We start from the raw sequence: 17,868 nt of genomic DNA on the forward strand, positions 1-17,868 counted from the left end.
CTCCCTCACCAACTGGCCTTCGTCACGCCGGGCACCTCGCCGGCATGGACCATCTCTCGCAGGCACACTCGGCACAGCCCGAACTTGCGGTATACCGACCGCGGTCGGCCGCACACGCGGCAGCGCGTGTAGGCGCGCACCTTGAACTTGGGGGTGCGCTGCTGCTTGTTGACGAGTGCCTTCTTGGCCATCGGTACTGCCTTTGTTGAATCGGGGCCTGGTGAGTTAGCCGGGTGCTAGGTCGTTGGGTGTTGGCGGAATGGAAAGCCGAGCGCAACCAGCAGGGCACGCCCGCCCTCGTCGTCGACGGCTGACGTCACGAGCGTGATGTCCATGCCGCGGATCTGGTTGACGCTGTCGTAGTCGATCTCGGGAAAGACCAACTGTTCGGTGAGGCCGAACGTGTAGTTGCCGTGGCCGTCGAAGCTGCGCGGCGACAGACCCCGAAAGTCGCGGATACGAGGGATGGCCAACGACACGAGACGGTCGTAGAACTCCCACATCCGGTCACGGCGCATGGTGACGCGGGCGCCGATCGCGTTGCCCTCGCGCAGCTTGAACCCTGCGATGGACTGCTTCGCCCGGGTGATCGCCGGCCGCTGACCGCAGATGCGGCTGAGGTCGTCGATGGCGCCCTCGAGCAGGCCCCGGTTCGTCAGCGCAGCGCCGACGCCCATGTTCACGCTGATCTTCGTCAGCGTGGGCACCTGCATCACGTTCGCGAGCCCGAGCTCGTCGAGCAGTTGCGCGCGGACGGTGTCGCGGTAGAGCACCTTCATACGAGGTTCGGGCATCCGGGGCTCGGGCCGCTCGTTGCCGCCGGTGTCGGACGGAGCGGCGGAGGGGGCCTCGGTCACGCTCATGGCAGTTCCTCCCCCGAGACTCGGTGGTAACGCACCTTGCGGCCGCCCTCGAAGCGGAAACCGACCCGACCGGGCTGGCCCGTTCGCGGGCACACCACCGCCACGTTCGACACGTCGATCGGCAGCAGGTAGTCGATGATCTGGCCCTCCTGGTTCTGCTGGGAGGGCTTCTGGTGCTTGTGCCCCACGTTCACGCCTTCCACCGTGAGGCGGCGGCGCGCCAGATCCACCGACACGACCTCGCCTTCCTTGCCCTTGTCAGGGCCGGAGACAACGCGCACGGTGTCGCCCTTGCGGACTCGCAGCCGCGGCAGCTGGTTCTTCTGGCGTGCCATCACGTCACCCCCATCACAGAACTTCCGGGGCGAGCGACACGATGCGCATGAAGCGCTTGTCGCGCAGCTCGCGGCCGACGGGGCCGAAGATGCGGGTGCCACGCGGCTGGCGGTTGTCGTCGACGAGCACGGCGGCGTTCTCGTCGAAGCGGATGTAGCTGCCGTCGGGGCGCCTGCGCTGCTTGCGCGTGCGCACCACGACGCAGCGCACCACGTCGCCCTTGCGCACCGCTGCGCCCGGGATGGCGTCCTTCACAGTGGCAACGAAAACGTCGCCGATCGAGGCGTAGCGCCGACCCGTGCCGCCGAGCACGCGGATGCACAGCACCTCGCGGGCGCCGGAGTTGTCGGCGACTTTGAGTCGGGACTCTTGCTGGATCATGACCTCACCGCGCCCGTTCGATGATCTCCACCAAGCGCCAGCGCTTGGTCTTCGAGATCGGCCGGGTTTCCATGACGCGCACCCGGTCGCCCGGACGCGTGTCTCCAGCGGGGTCGTGGACGTACAGCTTCTTGGTGCGCTGAACGGTCTTGAAGTAGCGGGGGTGGCGCACACGCTCGGTCACCGAGACGACCGCCGTGCGGTCCATCTTGGTGGAGGTGACGATGCCCTCGCGCACCTTGCGCCGGTTGCGCTCGACGGTCTCGGCAGTCTCGGTGCTCATGACGGATCTCCTGTGGAATCTGCGCTGTCCGCGGCCGAGCCCTGCGAGGCGCCGGCCAGACCAGCGGCCGAGCCCTGCGAGGCGCCAGCCAGACCAGCAGCCGAGCCCTGCACTGGGTCATTCGACGGGCCAGCCAGACCAGCAGCCGAGCCCTGCACCGGGCCAGCCGATGGGTCCAGCAGCACATCGGCCGCTGCGATCTCACGCTCGCGCAGCACGGTGTGAATGCGGGCGATGTCGCGCTTGGTGGCAGCCACCTGCGCGGAGTTGTCGAGCTGCCCCGTTGCGAATGCGAATCGCAGGTTGAACAGCTCCTTCTTCGCGCTGTCCAGCTCGTCAAGCAGCTGATCATCCGACAGGGTCCGGAGCGTCACGGCCTTTGCCATCAGATGGCCTCCTCTCGGGAGATCACCCGTGCCCGGATGGGCAGCTTCTGGATGGCGCGCTCCATGGCGCCACGGGCCAGCTCGGCGTTCACGCCGCCCAGTTCGAACATCACACGGCCGGGCTTCACCACGGCCACCCACTTCTCCGGATTTCCCTTGCCCGAGCCCATGCGGGTCTCCGCAGGCTTGGCGGTTACCGGCTTGTCGGGGAAGATGTTGATCCAGACCTTGCCGCCGCGCTTGACGTGTCGGGTCATGGCGATACGGGCCGCCTCGATCTGGCGGGCCGTGATCCAGCCAGGCTCCAGCGCCTGGATGCCGTAGTCGCCGAAGTGCACGGCCGTGCCGCCCTTGGTGCGGCCCTTCATGCGACCGCGATGCGCCTTGCGGTGCTTCACCTTGCGAGGCATCAGCATCAGTCGTCTCCCGGCCGGAAGTTGGGCGTCTGGGATTGGTCGCGTGTGGCCCGCTCGATCTGCTCTTCCTCTTCGAGCAGGCGCTCGAATTCGGGATCGGCCTCGCGCAGCAGCGGGACGGGCTCTTCGGGGATGTCCTCGAGATCACCTTTGCGCCCGGCCGATGACACCACGCCCCCTGGGGGTGCGCCGTCACCCGACGTCTGGCCAGTGGCCATGGCCGCCTCGCGGTGAATGCGCTCGTCGGAGGACACCTTGTAGGGAAGGATGTCGCCCTTGTAGAGCCACACCTTCACGCCGATGCGACCCGCCGTGGTGCGGGCTTCGCGGAAGCCGTAGTCGATGTCGGCGCGCAGCGTGTGCAGCGGCACCCGGCCTTCGCGGTACCACTCGGTTCGGGCCATCTCCGAGCCGCCGAGCCGGCCTGAGCACTGCACCCGGATGCCGAGCGCGCCGGCCTTCTGGGCGTTCTGCACGGCACGCTTCATGGCCCGCCGGAAGGCGACGCGGCCGGCGAGCTGATCCGCAACGCCCTGTGCGATGAGCGCTGCCTCGAGCTCGGGCTGCTTGATCTCCTGGATGTTCAGCTGGACCTTCGGGTTGCCCGAGATCTTGCCGAGCTTCGTGCGCAGCCGATCGGCCTCGCTGCCCCGGCGGCCGATGACGATGCCCGGCCGGGCCGTGTGCACGTCGACGCGCAGGCGATCCCGGGTTCGCTCCACCTCGATGCGGCTGATCGCGGCATGCGGCAGCTCCGTCCGCAGGAAGTCGCGGATCTTCCAATCCTCGATGAGATAGTCCTGGTACTCCTTGTCGGCGTACCAACGGGACTTCCAGTCGGTGGTGATTCCCAAGCGGAAACCGTACGGGTTGACCTTCTGACCCATGATCAGTTCCGTTCTTCTGGGTCGGCAGCTTCAGGGTCGGCAGCATCGTCCCCGCTGGCTTCGCCGTTCTCATCGGCTGCTTCGATCTCGTCCGTCGCAGCAGCCGTAATCTCTCCGGTCTCGTCGGCTGGTTCGGTTGCTTCCTCTGCGCCGGCGGCCGCGGCATCGTCTGTCGCGGTCTCGTCAACTACTGCGTCGATGTCATCGGGCGCAGCCTCTTCGGCCTCGTCGGTGTCGGGAGTTGCGCGGCTGGCGGCCACGCGGGCCGCACGCGCAGCCGCGGCGGTCTGAGAGCCCGAGGCGGCCAATCGGGCCTCGCGCATCTCGAGCTCCTCGGGGCTGAGCTGCGCCACGATCACCGTGATGTGGCTGGTCTGCTTCAAGATGCGCGTGGCGCGGCCCCGTGCCCTCGGGCGCCAGCGCTTCAGCACCGGACCCTCGTCGGCCCAGCACTCGGCCACATACAGCTCGTCGGCGTCGAGCTGCTCGTTGTTGGTGGCATTGGCCACTGCACTCTCGAGCACCTTGGACACCACCTCGGCGGCGCCGCGCTCGCAGAAGCGCAGGCGGTCGCGGGCGAGCGCCAAGTCTTCGTCGCGGATGAGGTTGAGCACCACCCGCGCCTTCGACGCGGACAGGCGCGCGTACTTGTGCGTCGCCTTCGCGCCGGCGATGACGTCGAGGTCAATCAACCCGCTCATCGCCTGCTGCCTTGCTCTCGTCCGGCGCGGGGCTTGAACGTCTGCGTTGGCGTGCACCCGCTCATCGCCTGCCTCCACGTTCCTGGCCGGCGTGGAACTTGAACGTCCGCGTCGGGGCGAACTCGCCGAGCTTGTGGCCCACCATCGACTCGGTCACGTACACCGGCAGGTGCTTGCGCCCGTCGTGAACCGCGATGGTGTGACCGATCATCTCGGGGATGATCGTGGAGCGGCGGCTCCACGTCTTGATGACCTTGCGCTCACCGCTCTCGTTGAGTTCGTCCACCTTCGAGAGCAGGTGGTCGTCGACGAACGGGCCCTTCTTGAGACTGCGCGGCATCGCTCTACCTCCGGGACCCGCGCGTCCGGCGGCGGCGGACGATGAGGTCGTTGGACTTGCGGTTCTTGGAGCGGGTGCGGCCTTCAGGCTTGCCCCACGGCGACACCGGATGACGCCCGCCCGACGACTTGCCCTCACCGCCGCCGAGGGGATGGTCGACCGGGTTCATGGCCACGCCACGGGTCTGGGGCCGGACGCCCCTGTAGCGGTTCCGGCCGGCCTTGCCGATCTTGATGAGGTCGGCCTCGGCGTTGCCCACCGAGCCGATGGTGGCGCGGCAGTCGATCGGCACCCGGCGCATCTCGGTGGACGGCAGGCGCAAGGTGGCGTACGCACCCTCCTTGGCCACGAGCTGCACGCTGGCGCCGGCCGAACGGGCCATGCGGCCGCCGGCGCCCGGCTTGAGCTCCACGTTGTGCACGGTGGTGCCGACCGGCACGTACCGCAGCGGCATGGCGTTGCCGACACGCACCTCCGCCTGGGCACCGTTGGCGAGCTTGTCGCCCACCTCCAGCCCCGCCGGCGCCAGGATGTAGCGCTTCTCGCCGTCGTGATAGTGCAGCAACGCGATGCGCGCGTTGCGATTGGGGTCGTACTCGATGGTGGCGACCGTGGCGGGCACACCGTCCTTGTTGCGCCGGAAGTCGATCACCCGGTAGCGCTGCTTGTGACCGCCGCCACGGTGGCGGGAGGTCTTGCGGCCGTGGTTGTTGCGGCCGCCGGTGGAGTGCTGCTTGGCGATGAGCGAGCGCTCGGGCTTGGTCGCGGTGATGTCGGCGAAATCCGAGACCGTCTGAAACCTTCGGCCGGGACTGGTCGGCTTGCGTACTCGAATGCCCATGACGCCCCGCCTAGGAATTGAAGATCTGGATCGAGTCGCCCTCGACGAGGGTGACGATGGCCCGCTTGGTATCCGGCCGCTTGCCGACGGTGTTGTTGCGCCGGTTGCGCCGCTTCTTGCCCTTGCGATTCAGCGTGTTGACCTTGGCGACCTTGACGTCGAAGATCTCCTCGACCGCTTGGCGGATCTCCGGCTTGCTTGCAGACGGGTGGACGCGGAACACGTAGATGCCCTCTTCGAGGAAGTCATACGACTTCTCCGAGATGACGGGAGCGAGCAGCACATCGCGGGGATCCTTCACCGGTCATCCCCCTCGCTCGCTGCTCCGTTCGTGGCTGGCCCAGTGCTGGTGGGCCCAGTGCTCGTGGGCCCAGTACTGGTCGGCAGCGTGTCGCGAGTGAACACCAGCCAGTCCGAGCGCAGGATGTCGTATGCGTTCAGCTCGGCCGCGCTGACCGAGTGCACCGACGGGAGGTTGCGGAAACTGCGATCAGCCGTCTGGTGTGCCGTGCTGTCGCCCAGAACCAGCAGAACCTGTCCGGAGAGGGACAGGTTCTCGAGCACTGCGATGGCGTCCTTCGTGCGCGGCTGGGCAAAGTTCCATTCGTCGATGACCATGACGCGTTCGCTCCGAGCTCGGTCGCTGAGAGCGGAGCGCAGCGCCAGCCGCACGGTCTTGCGGTTCACCTTCTGGCGGTAGTCGCGCGGCTTGGGACCGTGCGCTACGCCGCCGCCGACCCACTGCGGCGAACGGATCGAACCGTGGCGAGCCCGACCGGTGCCCTTCTGCCGCCACGGCTTGGCGCCGCCGCCGCGTACTTCGGCCCGGGTGAGGGTGCTGTGAGAGCCGCTCCGGCGGGCGGCGCGCTGGGCCGTGACGGCCTGGTGCAGCGCCGCCATGTTCGGCTCGATGCCGAAGATGGCCTCATCGAGTTCCACGGTGCCGGCGGTGCCGCCGTCGGGGGTGCGAACGTCAAGCGTGAGCGGCATCAGAATCGACCTCAGACCTCAGCCGATGCTGTGCTGTTTGACGCGCCTTGCGGCGCTTTGACTGCGTTGCGCACGACAACCGTGCCGCCCTTGGGTCCGGGGACGGAGCCCCGCACCAGCAACAGGCCGCGCTCGGCGTCGGCCTCGACGACGGCGAGGTTGAGCGTGGTGACCTTCTCGCCGCCCATGCGCCCGGCCATGCGAGTGCCTTTGAACACCCGTGAGGGCGTAGCGCAGGCGCCAATGGCGCCGGGGGCCCGGTGCACCCGGTGCGCGCCATGGCTGGCGCGCTGGCCCGAGAAGTTGTGTCGCTTCATGGTGCCGGCGAAACCCTTGCCCTTGGAGGTGGCTGTCACATCGACGAGCTCTCCGGGACTGAAAAGGTCGGCACCCAATTCGGTGCCGACCGGTACTTCGCTCACATCGTCGAGCCGCAGCTCTACGAGCTGTACGCCGGGGTCGATCCCGGCGCGCTCGTAGTGGCCATTGATGGGCTTGTTGACCTTGCGGGCCTCGCGGTGGCCGTAGGTGACCTGCACCGCGGTGTAGCCGTCTTGCTCGTTGGTGCGCACCTGAGTGACGCGGCAGTCATCGACGCGCAGCACAGTGACCGGGACGACGCGATTGTCGTCGTCCCAGAGCTGTGTCATGCCGACCTTGGTGGCGACGAGCGCCCTGTTGGCCATGTGCGCGTCTCTCTCGTGCTTTCGCCCTGCATCTCACTGCCCGCACAGCGGGCAGTTGTCCCTTCGGCCGCCCGCTCAGCGGGCCGCTGTCTCTCTGGCTGCCCGCCTAGCGGGCCGCCATGCGAACGCTCCGCACGGCTGCGCCGGCGGAGCGGTTCTGAGGTTGTGCCGACCGGTTCCGAACACCCGACCCGTAGCGGGGAGGCATCCGGCCTTGCCGGACGTCAGTTCGACGCAGGAAGTCCGCGCCGCGAATGAAGCAGGCTACCGACCCCCCACGACCGCCCCAACCTCGCGCCCGTTCAGCCAGCGGGTTGGGGGCGCCCTCGTTGATAGGCCGCGAACAGCATCACTTCGCTCGCCAGGACCAGGTGGAATGCCGTCGGCAGGTAGGCAGTGAACCACTTCCCTGCAGCGATGCTGTCGTCGCCGAACGCCCCAGCATCGCCGAGGAATCCGACTGCCAAACGCGCCGCCATGACAGCGAAGTACAGGACGCCGAACCAAGCAACTGGTCGCACCCAGCGCCGCCCGAAGAGGTTCCGGCCAACTCGCATTCGCAGCGTCGCGGCAGCGATGATCATCAAGATCACCACTTGGGCCGCGAACAGCGCCGGGAACGGCAGGCTGCTGCCCTGCCAGGCGTCTTGGGAAGGCAGGAAAGCCACGTCCCACCAGCGCTGTACTGCTTGACCCGCGACGCGGGCCAGAAATGCGAGGCCGAACACAAGGCTTGCCGCAGCAAATCGAGTGTCGCTCACCGGTCCTCCAGCGGCACCAGGACGGCCGCGGGGTCGAGCTGCAAGCCCAGCCCGCCGCCGCTGCGATCAGGCACATCGCGGCCGCGCAGCACGCCCCCGTCGCCCCACATGATCGTCCGATCGGTGAGATCGCGGGCCAGCAGATGCGTCCCGAAGGCACCTTCGGCCCCCACAACAGCACCCGGGGCGCTCGCGATGACGGCGAGCGCCGCCCGGGTGAGCAGGCTCGTCTCTCCCACCTGGCATCCGACGATGACGTCAATGCCGGCGCGCGCAGCAGCAGCCACCACGTCCAGCGACCTGACGATCCCGCCCATCTTCGACACCCGCAGGTTCACGATCCACGCCGACGGCTCCGCCAGCGCGTCGAGCTGCCGGGCGAGCCGCAAGCTCTCGTCGGCGATGATCTTCACCCGGCATTGCTGCGCGACGCGCATGCACCCATCGACATCACCCGCCTGCAACGGTTCCTCGACGGCGAATGCGATGTCGCCCAGTGCATCCAAGTGCGCTGCGCACTGCTCGGGCGTCTCCCAGAGGTTGTTCGCATCGAGGCGAACCGTCGCCGGGCTCGACTCCCGGGAAATGAACGGAGCAAGCTTGGCGCGGTCACGCTGCAGCGAGCCCGAGAGCTTCACCTTGAAGTCGGTGAAGCCCCGTACCCGGAATCCGCGCAGCTGCCATCGATACAGCAGCAGACCCATGTCGCCCAGGACAGCGGTATAGGCCACGTCGGGCGGGCCTGAAGCAACGCCCAGCAACTGCTCGATATTGCAGCCTCCCGCCTTGCCCAATAGGTCGAGGGCGGCAAGCTCCATCGCGCAGAACGCGGCCGGGTTCTCGTCGATGGCATCGCTATGGGCGTCGATCCAGGAACGCAAGTCGTCCACGCTCCCGACTTCCGCGCAGAATGACGCTGCGTGCTGGTTGACGAAGGCGGCGCAGCCCCCGACGGTCTCCCCCGTCACGTACAGCCGTGGGCACCCTTCCCCGTAGCCGATCGCGCCGTCGTCGCCGTGGGCCGTCACGATGAGGTTCTCGGCGTGGCGGCGACTGGCGGAGGCATGCCGGAAGACGCGCTTGAACGGCACGGGGAAGGTGAACATCTTCAGGCGGCGGATCTGCACGCATTCACCTCGTTCGGTCGCTCTCAGGCTGGAGCTGCGAAATCGTCGAAGCGAAACGAGCAGTCGGCGTCGTATTGCAGCCGGAGGTATTTGAACTGCACGTCTCGCTGACCGTCGGCGACGCGCTGGCGCCTGAATTCATCGCCGGTGCCCGCTGCGAGCAACCGGACGCGCAGGGGCGCCAGCCGGCCGCTCGCTCGTTTCTGGTCGTACTCGACGTTGGCCTGTCGCAGCGTTCGCTCGATGTTGCTTGACAGATCGCTGGCAAGTTCGGCTCCCTGTGGGCCAGCCGGCGTACTCGCCAGCTCCACATAGAGCGTGTAGCGGGCCTCTGCGGCGTCGGCCAGCATGATGAAGAACGGTGCCGCCGTGCCTCGCTCGGTGACCGCGGCTGTCACGGCTGACATCACCTGGAACTCGTAGAGCTTCTCGCCTGTGATGCTCGTGACACCCTTGCCCTTCTGGATGAAGGACAGCACCGGCGCGCGGTCGACGAATCCCGTCACCCGCACGATGTCGTTCATGTCGTAGCGGTACAGGCCGTCGGCCGTGGTCACGATGACGTAGTAGTCGCGGCCAGGCTCGAGATCGGCGAGCGTGCAGGTCTGCTGGCCACAGTCGGCATCGTCGGCGGCCGCCTCCCACTCATCACGATCTGCGAACTCGAAGAAGTTGTCCTGCAGGGTCGCGACGCAGGAGCCTGCGACGGGATCGATGTTGACAGTGCCGCTCACCTCGCTGGCGAGATAGCCGAGTTCGAACACAGGGCAATCGGGCGTCAGCATCGGCTGCAGACGCGCGACCGCCAGACCGCAGCTCCCCCCGGTCCACGTCACCACAGCACGCAGATCGCTCCAGATGTCGGCATAGGTGAGCTCGCCGTTGGCCTCGAGACGCTTGCTCAACGCCGCCGCTCGCTTGGGGTCCGCGCGAAGGCCCAACTGGTCGTCGCCTCCGGGCACCTCGCAGCCCGCCGGCAGCCTCCCCGCAGCCACCGCGTCGAGCACGATGTCGGCCGAGCTATTGAGCACATCCAGCAGCCGGATGAACGTCGAAGGATTTGCAGTCGCCATCGTGGTCACGGAACCGTCAGCCGCACCCAGCACCGCCATCGCCAGGTAGCGGGCGTCGTAGTCGGCAATGCCTGACACCGGCGCGGGCAGCACATACCGGCGGCGCAGCAGCTTGCCCTGGCTCGCGTACAGGAGCCCTGACGCCGAGCCGTACGGCGTGCCCGCCGGCATGGTGCCCTCGTGCGCGGCACCACTCACCACGAACACCTTGCCGCCCAGCGCGGAGGTGCGCCGCGACAAGGCGTAGGCCGCGAGCCGCTGCAAGCGCTGGATGCGGGCGAGGCCGGCTTTGGTCAGCGGGATGTTCTTCGGCTCGGCGACGGTGCCGCTGGTCTGGTTGTAATAGACCGGCTGCTCGGCGGTGAGGCTCTGCTCGCCGGTGGCTTCCTGCCGCTCGATCGCCTCCCGCAGGTCTTCGTAGGTCTGCACCGGCACGGCACGGCGGTAGTCCTCGAAGCCAGCAATCGAGCCGAAGCGGTGATCGGCGCCGAACACGGTGTTCGCGTTGCCCGACACGATGCGCTGCAGCACCTGCTGCTGAACCGCCCCCGGATCGGCGCATGCACGCACGAGGCCGCGGTAGGTGCGGCCGCTGGCCGCGGCCAGCCCGGCCCGAAGCAGTCGATAGTTGAGACCGCCTATTGCCGAACTGTCTTTCCCCGAGTTGCCCTTCACGACGGCGTCGCCGTCGCGGCTGCTCGCTTGTCGAGTCCTCGAATCAAGGGGGTGCGCATCTGAGCCAGGAAGCCAGTCGGGTAGTCGCGGTTCAGCAGTCCGAGCTGTCCGACCGCCGCGCCGGCGGGAAGGTACCGGGTGCCGAACAGCACGTCCCAGATGATGAGGTTGTTTCCGAAGTTGTGATCTGACTCCGCCGGCAATTCGGAGTGATGCCAGCGGTGCAGCTCTGGGCCGCTGATGAGGTAGTTGAGCCAGCCGAGGCGCACATCGCAATTGGAGTGCTGGTAGAAGCCGTTCAGCGCGTAGAACACGAAGTAGGCCGCGAGCACCTCGCCTCCCACGCCCACCAGCACGAACGGCAACGCATCGACGCAGAACTGGACCGCTTTCTCCGCCGGGTGGAAGCGCCCGACGTTCAGCCAATACAGCCGGTGCGGCGAGTGGTGCACCGCGTGCCAGCGCCACATGAAGGCCGAACCGTGGAACGCCCGGTGCAGCCAGTAGCGGAAGAAGTCGGCCACAACCATCATCAGCGCCGCTTGCAGCGCGACGGGCCAGCTGTGCGGCCACAGACCCCCGAGCGTCAAGTCGCCTGCTCGCAGCCATCCGGCGAACGCCGCCGTCACCGCCAGCGAGAGCAGCAGCGGCAGCACCACCTGGACGGCCACCATGAACGCCACGTCGGCTCGCACGTCAGCACCCTGGGGGCGCCATTCGGGGCGGTAGGGCAAGACGATCTCGTGCAGCGTGACCAGCCCTGCCCCGACCAGCACGGCAACGTACGACGACGCCACAGCCGGCATCCCCAGCGATCCTGCCACGGCGAAGATGCCGACTCCCAGCAGGATCACGGCCGGGTACGAGACCCGGACCGCGAACCTGCCCGCTGCGCTAGGCCGCTCGGGGTAGTGGGCCAGATGCGCGGCCTCAAATCGCCCGGGCGGATCGGCGGCCGTCATGAGCCGAGCCTATGTTGCCATGAACCGAACCCTTGTTTCGGTGCGCTCAGTCGCCAAGGCGGACGATGGTGGTGCCGACGGTGCGGCCGCCGAGGAGGTCGACGAAGGCGCCGCCCGCAGCATCGAGCCCGTCGTAGGTGACATGGCGGGGCACGAGCGATCCGGCGTTGATCCACTCACGCATCTGGGTGCGGGCTTCGTCGTAGCGATCGGTGTAGGAGAACACGAGGAAGCCCTGCATGCGCACCTGATTGTTCACCAGCAGACCTGGGATGCCTCGGGGGCTGGGATCGGGGCTGGCGGTGTCGTACGCCGAGACCGCTCCGCAGCACACGATGCGGCCGAACGTGGCCATGCGGAAGAGCGCGGAGCCGAGGATCTCGCCGCCTGTGTTGTCGAAGTACACGTTGATGCGGTCGGGCGTGGCAGCGCGGAACTCGGCCCGGAAATCAGGCGAGTGGCGATTGATCGCCGCGTCGAAGCCCAGCTCGTCAACCAGCAGCGAGCACTTCTCATCCGAGCCGGCCACGCCGACCACCCGGCAACCCTGCGTCTTGGCGATCTGCCCCACGATGTGGCCCACCGATCCCGCTGCGGCAGACACCACCACCGTCTCGCCCGCTTCTGGTCGCCCGACATCGAGCAAGCTGAAGTAGGCGGTGAGCCCGTTCGTGCCCAGCACGCCCAGGTGCAAGGCGGGATCGAGCGCGCCGTCCGCGACGCGCAGCTCGCCGCCGGCCATCGCAGCGTGGCGACGCCAGCCAGTCGCGCCCACGACGGTGTCGCCGACGCTGATGCCGTCCGCGTTCGACGCTTCCACGATGCCCGCGCCCGCGCCTCGCATCACCACGCCGACTTCCGGGGCGCCCGCGTAGCTGGCGCTGCCCTGCAGGCCGGCTCGCTGTCCCGCGCCGATCGTGATCGCCTGAACCCGCACCAGCACCTCGCCTGGTGCGGGATCGGGTACCTCTTCGGACTGCAGCGCGAAGTGCTCAGCGCTGAGCGGCCCGTCGGGAACCTCGGCAAGCACCACGCAGTCCGATACCCGCGCTGTGTTCGTATCTCCAGTCATGACCCGCTCCTCGGTTCGTCAACGGATGTCGCTGCGGCACCACATGATTGCCGCTCGTCAGCGGCGGTTCTTCGCTCGTTTGCCAGAGGCAGCAGTCACTCGGGACACCGGCGACGGTGGCTAATGCGACGAGCACGGCTCAGCGCAACTAACGTCCGCTGCCGTGTGCGCCGTCACCCGCAGGCGGCGCGAGCGACGCAACCGCCGGGAGACGGTGTGTCGACACATGACGCAACACCCAACGGATCGGGAGCTATCCGCATGAAATATGCCGCACCGACCACCATTGACGAGGCGAGGACACTGCTGGCCGGCGATGCCGACGCCATCGTGTTCGCAGGCGCGACCGACGTCGTGCCGCAGATGCGCGCCGGGCGGCCGGAGCCGTCGATGGTGATCGACCTCAAGAAGATCGACCGCCTCATGTCGGTGAGCCTCGACGGCGACACCTGGCAGGTGGGTGCAGCGGCTCCCAGCTCGGCGCTCACGTCCAACGCCGACTTTGCTGCCGATTTCCCGGGCCTGACCGAGGCTGCCGGACTCATCGGATCAGACCAGATCCAGAACCGCTCCAGCCTCGGCGGGAACCTCTGCAACGCCTCCCCCGCCGCTGACTCTGTGCCTGCCCTCGTGGTGAACGATGCGGTCGCCGTGATCGCAGGCGCTGATGGCGAGCGACGGGTGCCCGTCGCCGACGTAGTGACCGGGCCCGGCCAGACGTCGCTGGCGCACGACGAGATCGTGGTGTGCTTCGAACTCGCCCGGCCAGCCGCCCGCACCTCGGATGCCTACCTGCGGCTGATCCCCCGCACCGAGATGGACATCGCCGTCGTAGGTGCCGGAGTTCGGCTCACGCTGGACGGCGACGGCACCGTCAGCGCGGCCTCGGTCGCGCTCGGCGCAGTGGCGCCGACCGTGGTGCGGGTGCCCGCCGCGGAGGCAGCGCTTGTGGGCAGCAGCCTCGACGACGCATCGCTGGCCGCCGCAGCCGCAGCCGCCAGCGACGCATGCAATCCCATCGACGACAAGCGGGGCACGATCAACTACCGGCGCCAGGTCGCCGGCGTGCTCACCCGTCGAGCCGCCGGCATTGCCGCCGACCGGATTCGAACACGCAACGGACAGAACGGAGCGTCCTGATGAGCCGCACCCATGTGAACTGTGAGGTCAACGGCGACGCCGTTGATTTTCTGACCGAAGACGGCGAATCGCTGCTCAATGCCCTGCGAGACGAGCTGGGCTTGATCGGGGCCAAGGAAGGCTGCGGCACCGGCGACTGCGGCGCCTGCTCGGTCATCATGAACGGGCGCCTGCAGTGTGCCTGCCTGATCTTCGCCCCCGAGGCCGACGGCGCCGCCATCACTACCTGCGAAGGTCTCGCCAGCGCAGATGAACTGCACCCGCTGCAGCAGTGCTTCCTCGAAGGAGCTGCGCTGCAATGCGGCATCTGCACACCCGGGTTCCTCATCGCCGCCAAGGCACTGCTCGACGAGAACCCCGATCCCACCGAGACCGAAGTGCGCTACGCGCTCGCCGGCAACCTGTGCCGCTGCACCGGCTACGACAAGATCGTGCGCTCGGTGCTCGAGGCCGCCGTCCAGATCCGTACCCCAGCCTGATTGACATCGGCTGGCTGAGACTCTCCTGATATCGCAGAAGGACACCTGAACATGAGCACCACTGAAGCTCCGGCAAGCACCGGCACCAATGGCAACGGAACGAGCGGGTACCGCTGGGTCGGCACCCGCCCCGTCCGCCACGACGGGCTCGACAAGGTCGCCGGCAAGGCCCGCTACGCGGCCGACCTGAACCTGCCGGGGATGCTGTACGGGCACATCCTGCGCTCGCCGCATCCCCACGCCCGGATCGTTTCGATCGACACGTCAGCCGCCGAGGCGATGCCTGGCGTGAAAGCGGTGGTCACCGGGGCCGATTTCCCCGAAGCACCGCCCAAGGGCGCGACGCGCAACCTGATGTGCACGGTCATCGCCCGCGACACGGTGCTGTACAGCGGCCACGCCGTGGCTGCGGTAGCGGCGTCCACCCGGCGCGAGGCCAAGGCAGCGGCGGAGGCCATCGAGGTCACCTACGAGCTGCTCCCCCACGTGCTGAACATCTCCGACGCGATGGCCGACGACGCGCCAGTGCTGCACGACAACCTGTTCACGCGCGGTGTCGAGCCGCGGCCCACCGAGCCGTCGAACATCGCGGCCCGCACGGTGTACGAGCGCGGCGATGTCGAGCAAGGTTTCGCCGAGGCCGACATCGTGATCGAGCGGGAGTTCTCGACCCAGGCGGTGCACCAGGGCTACATCGAGCCGCACGCCTGTGTGGTCGACTGCGACCAGGAAGGCAAGGCGGTCATCTGGGCCTCCTCCCAGGGCCACTTCATGGTGCGCTCGTCGACAGCCACGGTGCTGGGCTGGGATACCTCGCGCATCAAGGTGATCCCGGCCGAGATCGGCGGCGGCTTCGGCGGCAAGACGACGATCTACATCGAGCCGGTGGCGGCGCTGCTGTCGACGAAGGCCGGCCGCCCGGTCAAGATCGTGATGAGCCGTGAGGACGTGTTCCGGGCAACCGGCCCGGCACCCGGGGCCATCATCAAGATGAAGGTCGGCGCCCGCAACGACGGCACCATCACCACGGCGAAGGCCTGGCTGGCATACGAGAACGGGGCCTTCCAGGGCATCGCGGCGATGCTCGGCTGCATGTGCGTCGTGTCGGCCTACACCCTCGATCACCTCTATGTGGAGGGCTTCGACGTGGTGCTCAACCGGCCGGTCAACGTGGCCTACCGGGCCCCCTCGGCGCCTGCAGCAGCATTCGCGATGGACTCGGTGGTCGACGAGATCGCGGCGCGTGTCGGCATGGACCCGCTCGACCTCCGCATCCAGAACTGCCCCTCGCAGGGCGACCCGACGCCGTACGGGCCCAAGTGGCCGATGATCGGCCTGCGCGAGTGCCTCGAAGCGATCCGCGACAGCGACCACTACCAGTCGGAGCTGCCCGAAGGGCAGGGCCGCGGCGTGGCCAGCGGTTTCTGGTTCAACATCGGCGAGGCGTCGAGCGCGACGGTGAACCTGAACGAGAACGGCACCGCCACGGTGATCACCGGCAGCCCCGACATCGGCGGCAGCCGCGCGTCGATGGCGCTGATGGCCGCCGAGGAGCTGGGCCTCGACGTGCACCTGATCCAGCCGGTCGTGGGCGACACCGAGGTGGTCGGCTTCACCGACGTGACCGAGGGCAGCCGCGCCACGTTCGCGACGGGCATGGCGGTCGTGGAGGCCTGCCGCGATCTCAAGGAGCAGCTGCGCAAGCGCGCGGCCAAGACGTGGGATTGCGATGTAGAAGAGGTCGAGTGGGTGGACGGCTCGGCCGTGCACGGACCTGGCGAGCAGGAGCCGCTGACGCTGGCTGCCATCACCGGCAATGCCAAGCGCACCGGCGGCCCGCTGGGCGCCACTGCGTCGCTGAATGCCCGCGGCGCCGGCCCGGCCTTCTCGGTCCAGGTCGCCGACGTGTCGGTTGACCAGGAAACCGGGCGGGTCACCGTCGAGCGCTACACCACCGCGCAGGATGCCGGCACGGCGATCCACCCCAGCTACGTGGAAGGCCAGATGCAGGGCGGCGTGGTGCAGGGCATCGGCTGGGCGCTGAATGAGGAGTACATCTACTCCGACGACGGCAACCTCGAGAACCCGGGATTCCTCGACTACCGCATCCCGGTGGCATCGGACCTGCCGATGATCGAGACCTGCATCGTGGAGGTGCCGAACCCGTCGCATCCCTATGGCGTGCGCGGTGTCGGCGAGGTGGGCATCGTGCCGCCGCTGCCGGTGATGGCCAACGCTGTGGCCGATGCCACCGGCGTGCGCATCAGCGACCTGCCGCTCTCGCCACCGCGAGTGCTGGAAGCGCTGACGGCCGCCGAGAGCTGATCGCAGCCCGAAGCCGCTGAGCCGATTCGTCGGGGCGACTCGATGGCGGTCGTTCACTTCTCGACCGACCAGCGCCAGCACACCGGCGGCACATCTGAGGTCACCATCGACGCTACGAATGTGCGCGACCTGGTGCGTCAGCTCGCAGAGCTCTACCCGTCGCTCAACGCACACCTCGTCGAGACGTCCTCAACGGCAGTCGCCATCGACGGCGAGATCATCCCCGACCCCTGGCTCGAAGTCCTCACCCCAACGTCAGAGGTGCATCTAGTCCGCCCGCTCGCGGGCGGATAACTGAGCTGCCGGGGAAACCGAGGCACGGATGCACAACAGAATTAGCCGATGCTCTCGGCCAATGAGCTGTTGACGTGCTACGTCGATTCCGCCGCCGTCGCGCAGCCGATGCAGCATCTGAGGCGCAGCGCGCTCGGTGGAACCAACCTCTGCCCGCAATCATCGGCGACGAAGCGATAGCGGAGGCGCAGCGCGAACGGCTGCGCCAATTGCAGGAGTACAAGGCCAGCGAACCGATCCTGCGGCCTGTGCAAGATCGGGCAGCGCCCATCGACATCCTCGGACTGCTGCTGGCGGCCATGGCGGACGTGATTGAAGCAGCGAGGCTGCTGGATGAGCTTCCGCGCTTCGACGACGATCCACTCTCAGGCGAATGGGCGCAAGGGCACGCGCGGCTCGCAATGCGGATCGGCGGTTGCGGGGTGCGGTTGGACGCACTGGCGGAACGAGCCAGCACCGAAGCACCCGACCAAGGGCATCCAGCACCAGAGATCGCGCTCGCACCGCTGCTAGCGGCGTTTGAGGACGTGATCGAAGCGATGAAGCTGCTGAAGGGGCTTCCGCGCTTCAATGACAACGATCCGCGCTTTAGCGAATGGACGAGCATCTACGCGCGGCTCACAATCCTGCTCGGCGGGCTGATGCTGCGGCTCCGTTCGCTGATGGATCACGCCAGCGCCGAGACAGCACCAAGCGAGCGCTCGAAGCAGCCAACTCCGAAGCGTTCAACGTTCTGGCGGGCTCGACATGATCCAAGACGCTCATGAGCGCTCGAAGCGCCGACTCTCCCAATCCCGCCGAATGCCGTCTACCGCCGCTGCGCCAATTGGCGGACGGATGGCATCGCACA

24 protein-coding genes are annotated in these 17,868 nt (G+C 67.8%); 5 read left to right on the plus strand and 19 right to left on the minus strand.

Annotation, left to right across the window (positions count from 1 at the left end):
- Positions 1-5 precede the first annotated feature (5 nt).
- The 19 genes from ACOGI8_RS15755 to ACOGI8_RS15845 form a co-directional block, all read right to left on the minus strand.
- Complete coding sequence (locus ACOGI8_RS15755) at positions 6-191, minus strand: type Z 30S ribosomal protein S14 (RefSeq protein WP_323671042.1); 186 nt, start codon at positions 189-191, stop codon at positions 6-8.
- Positions 192-236: 45 nt separating this feature from the next.
- The gene (gene rplE / locus ACOGI8_RS15760) at positions 237-794 is read right to left on the minus strand and encodes a 50S ribosomal protein L5 (protein WP_419856423.1); all 558 of its coding nucleotides are present in this window, start codon (positions 792-794) and stop codon (positions 237-239) included.
- A gap of 65 nt (positions 795-859) precedes the next feature.
- A complete protein-coding gene (gene rplX, locus ACOGI8_RS15765) occupies positions 860-1,168 on the minus strand; it encodes a 50S ribosomal protein L24 (RefSeq protein WP_419856424.1) in 309 nt (102 codons plus the stop codon).
- A gap of 43 nt (positions 1,169-1,211) precedes the next feature.
- Entirely contained in the window at positions 1,212-1,580 is a 369-nt protein-coding gene (rplN, locus tag ACOGI8_RS15770) for a 50S ribosomal protein L14 (protein WP_419854742.1), read from the minus strand.
- 4 nt (positions 1,581-1,584) lie between these two features.
- Positions 1,585-1,863, minus strand: a complete 279-nt coding sequence (rpsQ, locus tag ACOGI8_RS15775; protein WP_419854743.1) for a 30S ribosomal protein S17 — start codon at positions 1,861-1,863, stop codon at positions 1,585-1,587.
- Positions 1,860-2,249: a 50S ribosomal protein L29 gene (rpmC, locus tag ACOGI8_RS15780; protein ID WP_419854744.1), complete on the minus strand. Its 390-nt coding sequence runs from the start codon at positions 2,247-2,249 to the stop codon at positions 1,860-1,862. The genes rpsQ and rpmC overlap by 4 nt, the downstream gene beginning before the upstream one ends.
- On the minus strand, positions 2,249-2,665 hold the full coding sequence (gene rplP, locus ACOGI8_RS15785; RefSeq protein WP_323671046.1) for a 50S ribosomal protein L16: 417 nt from the start codon (positions 2,663-2,665) through the stop codon (positions 2,249-2,251). The genes rpmC and rplP overlap by 1 nt, the downstream gene beginning before the upstream one ends.
- Positions 2,665-3,552 carry a 30S ribosomal protein S3 gene (gene rpsC / locus ACOGI8_RS15790; RefSeq protein WP_419854745.1) on the minus strand — a complete coding sequence of 296 codons (888 nt, stop codon included), beginning with the start codon at positions 3,550-3,552 and terminating at the stop codon, positions 2,665-2,667. The genes rplP and rpsC overlap by 1 nt, the downstream gene beginning before the upstream one ends.
- Positions 3,553-3,554: 2 nt before the next feature.
- The gene (rplV, locus tag ACOGI8_RS15795; RefSeq protein ID WP_419854746.1) at positions 3,555-4,253 is read right to left on the minus strand and encodes a 50S ribosomal protein L22; all 699 of its coding nucleotides are present in this window, start codon (positions 4,251-4,253) and stop codon (positions 3,555-3,557) included.
- A gap of 61 nt (positions 4,254-4,314) precedes the next feature.
- Positions 4,315-4,593, minus strand: a complete 279-nt coding sequence (gene rpsS, locus ACOGI8_RS15800) for a 30S ribosomal protein S19 (protein WP_323671047.1) — start codon at positions 4,591-4,593, stop codon at positions 4,315-4,317.
- A gap of 4 nt (positions 4,594-4,597) precedes the next feature.
- Positions 4,598-5,434: a 50S ribosomal protein L2 gene (rplB, locus tag ACOGI8_RS15805; protein ID WP_419854747.1), complete on the minus strand. Its 837-nt coding sequence runs from the start codon at positions 5,432-5,434 to the stop codon at positions 4,598-4,600.
- 10 nt (positions 5,435-5,444) lie between these two features.
- Positions 5,445-5,735 carry a 50S ribosomal protein L23 gene (gene rplW, locus ACOGI8_RS15810; RefSeq protein ID WP_419854748.1) on the minus strand — a complete coding sequence of 97 codons (291 nt, stop codon included), beginning with the start codon at positions 5,733-5,735 and terminating at the stop codon, positions 5,445-5,447.
- Entirely contained in the window at positions 5,732-6,424 is a 693-nt protein-coding gene (rplD, locus tag ACOGI8_RS15815; RefSeq protein WP_419854749.1) for a 50S ribosomal protein L4, read from the minus strand. The genes rplW and rplD overlap by 4 nt, the downstream gene beginning before the upstream one ends.
- 11 nt (positions 6,425-6,435) lie before the next feature.
- Entirely contained in the window at positions 6,436-7,110 is a 675-nt protein-coding gene (rplC, locus tag ACOGI8_RS15820) for a 50S ribosomal protein L3 (RefSeq protein ID WP_419854750.1), read from the minus strand.
- 302 nt (positions 7,111-7,412) lie between these two features.
- Positions 7,413-7,871, minus strand: a complete 459-nt coding sequence (locus tag ACOGI8_RS15825) for a hypothetical protein (protein ID WP_419854751.1) — start codon at positions 7,869-7,871, stop codon at positions 7,413-7,415.
- Positions 7,868-8,998 carry a mandelate racemase/muconate lactonizing enzyme family protein gene (locus ACOGI8_RS15830; protein ID WP_419854752.1) on the minus strand — a complete coding sequence of 377 codons (1,131 nt, stop codon included), beginning with the start codon at positions 8,996-8,998 and terminating at the stop codon, positions 7,868-7,870. Before ACOGI8_RS15830 ends, ACOGI8_RS15825 begins: the two co-directional genes overlap by 4 nt.
- Positions 8,999-9,021: 23 nt before the next feature.
- Positions 9,022-10,746, minus strand: a complete 1,725-nt coding sequence (locus tag ACOGI8_RS15835; protein WP_419854753.1) for a GH3 auxin-responsive promoter family protein — start codon at positions 10,744-10,746, stop codon at positions 9,022-9,024.
- Positions 10,743-11,708, minus strand: a complete 966-nt coding sequence (locus ACOGI8_RS15840) for a sterol desaturase family protein (RefSeq protein ID WP_419854754.1) — start codon at positions 11,706-11,708, stop codon at positions 10,743-10,745. Before ACOGI8_RS15840 ends, ACOGI8_RS15835 begins: the two co-directional genes overlap by 4 nt.
- 46 nt (positions 11,709-11,754) lie before the next feature.
- Positions 11,755-12,780, minus strand: a complete 1,026-nt coding sequence (locus tag ACOGI8_RS15845; RefSeq protein ID WP_419854755.1) for an NADP-dependent oxidoreductase — start codon at positions 12,778-12,780, stop codon at positions 11,755-11,757.
- A 261-nt stretch (positions 12,781-13,041) separates the two neighbouring features.
- On the opposite strand from ACOGI8_RS15845, the gene ACOGI8_RS15850 reads away from it, so the two are divergent.
- From ACOGI8_RS15850 to ACOGI8_RS15870, 5 genes are all read left to right on the plus strand, one after another.
- On the plus strand, positions 13,042-13,920 hold the full coding sequence (locus ACOGI8_RS15850) for an FAD binding domain-containing protein (protein ID WP_419854756.1): 879 nt from the start codon (positions 13,042-13,044) through the stop codon (positions 13,918-13,920).
- Positions 13,920-14,399 (plus strand): (2Fe-2S)-binding protein, encoded by a 480-nt coding sequence (locus ACOGI8_RS15855; RefSeq protein WP_323671058.1) that lies wholly within the window; start codon positions 13,920-13,922, stop codon positions 14,397-14,399. Before ACOGI8_RS15850 ends, ACOGI8_RS15855 begins: the two co-directional genes overlap by 1 nt.
- Positions 14,400-14,450: 51 nt before the next feature.
- Entirely contained in the window at positions 14,451-16,724 is a 2,274-nt protein-coding gene (locus tag ACOGI8_RS15860; RefSeq protein ID WP_419854757.1) for a xanthine dehydrogenase family protein molybdopterin-binding subunit, read from the plus strand.
- A gap of 42 nt (positions 16,725-16,766) precedes the next feature.
- Complete coding sequence (locus tag ACOGI8_RS15865; protein WP_419854758.1) at positions 16,767-17,018, plus strand: MoaD/ThiS family protein; 252 nt, start codon at positions 16,767-16,769, stop codon at positions 17,016-17,018.
- A 74-nt stretch (positions 17,019-17,092) separates the two neighbouring features.
- Positions 17,093-17,785 (plus strand): hypothetical protein, encoded by a 693-nt coding sequence (locus ACOGI8_RS15870; RefSeq protein ID WP_419854759.1) that lies wholly within the window; start codon positions 17,093-17,095, stop codon positions 17,783-17,785.
- Positions 17,786-17,868 lie beyond the last annotated feature (83 nt).

Origin of the sequence: Candidatus Poriferisodalis sp., from assembly GCF_965204195.1 — a bacterium.
GTDB lineage: Bacteria > Actinomycetota > Acidimicrobiia > Acidimicrobiales > Poriferisodalaceae > Poriferisodalis.

Coding starts and splice junctions, on each gene's coding strand:
- ACOGI8_RS15755 (WP_323671042.1), bottom strand. CDS start 191: ATGGCCAAGAAGGCACTCGTCAACAAGCAGCAGCGCACCCCCAAGTTC.
- rplE (WP_419856423.1), bottom strand. CDS start 794: ATGCCCGAACCTCGTATGAAGGTGCTCTACCGCGACACCGTCCGCGCG.
- rplN (WP_419854742.1), bottom strand. CDS start 1,580: ATGATCCAGCAAGAGTCCCGACTCAAAGTCGCCGACAACTCCGGCGCC.
- rpsQ (WP_419854743.1), bottom strand. CDS start 1,863: ATGAGCACCGAGACTGCCGAGACCGTCGAGCGCAACCGGCGCAAGGTG.
- rpmC (WP_419854744.1), bottom strand. CDS start 2,249: ATGGCAAAGGCCGTGACGCTCCGGACCCTGTCGGATGATCAGCTGCTT.
- rplP (WP_323671046.1), bottom strand. CDS start 2,665: ATGCTGATGCCTCGCAAGGTGAAGCACCGCAAGGCGCATCGCGGTCGC.
- rpsC (WP_419854745.1), bottom strand. CDS start 3,552: ATGGGTCAGAAGGTCAACCCGTACGGTTTCCGCTTGGGAATCACCACC.
- rplV (WP_419854746.1), bottom strand. CDS start 4,253: ATGAGCGGGTTGATTGACCTCGACGTCATCGCCGGCGCGAAGGCGACG.
- rpsS (WP_323671047.1), bottom strand. CDS start 4,593: ATGCCGCGCAGTCTCAAGAAGGGCCCGTTCGTCGACGACCACCTGCTC.
- rplB (WP_419854747.1), bottom strand. CDS start 5,434: ATGGGCATTCGAGTACGCAAGCCGACCAGTCCCGGCCGAAGGTTTCAG.
- rplD (WP_419854749.1), bottom strand. CDS start 6,424: ATGCCGCTCACGCTTGACGTTCGCACCCCCGACGGCGGCACCGCCGGC.
- rplC (WP_419854750.1), bottom strand. CDS start 7,110: ATGGCCAACAGGGCGCTCGTCGCCACCAAGGTCGGCATGACACAGCTC.
- ACOGI8_RS15840 (WP_419854754.1), bottom strand. CDS start 11,708: ATGACGGCCGCCGATCCGCCCGGGCGATTTGAGGCCGCGCATCTGGCC.
- ACOGI8_RS15845 (WP_419854755.1), bottom strand. CDS start 12,780: ATGACTGGAGATACGAACACAGCGCGGGTATCGGACTGCGTGGTGCTT.
- ACOGI8_RS15850 (WP_419854756.1), top strand. CDS start 13,042: ATGAAATATGCCGCACCGACCACCATTGACGAGGCGAGGACACTGCTG.
- ACOGI8_RS15855 (WP_323671058.1), top strand. CDS start 13,920: ATGAGCCGCACCCATGTGAACTGTGAGGTCAACGGCGACGCCGTTGAT.
- ACOGI8_RS15860 (WP_419854757.1), top strand. CDS start 14,451: ATGAGCACCACTGAAGCTCCGGCAAGCACCGGCACCAATGGCAACGGA.
- ACOGI8_RS15865 (WP_419854758.1), top strand. CDS start 16,767: ATGGCGGTCGTTCACTTCTCGACCGACCAGCGCCAGCACACCGGCGGC.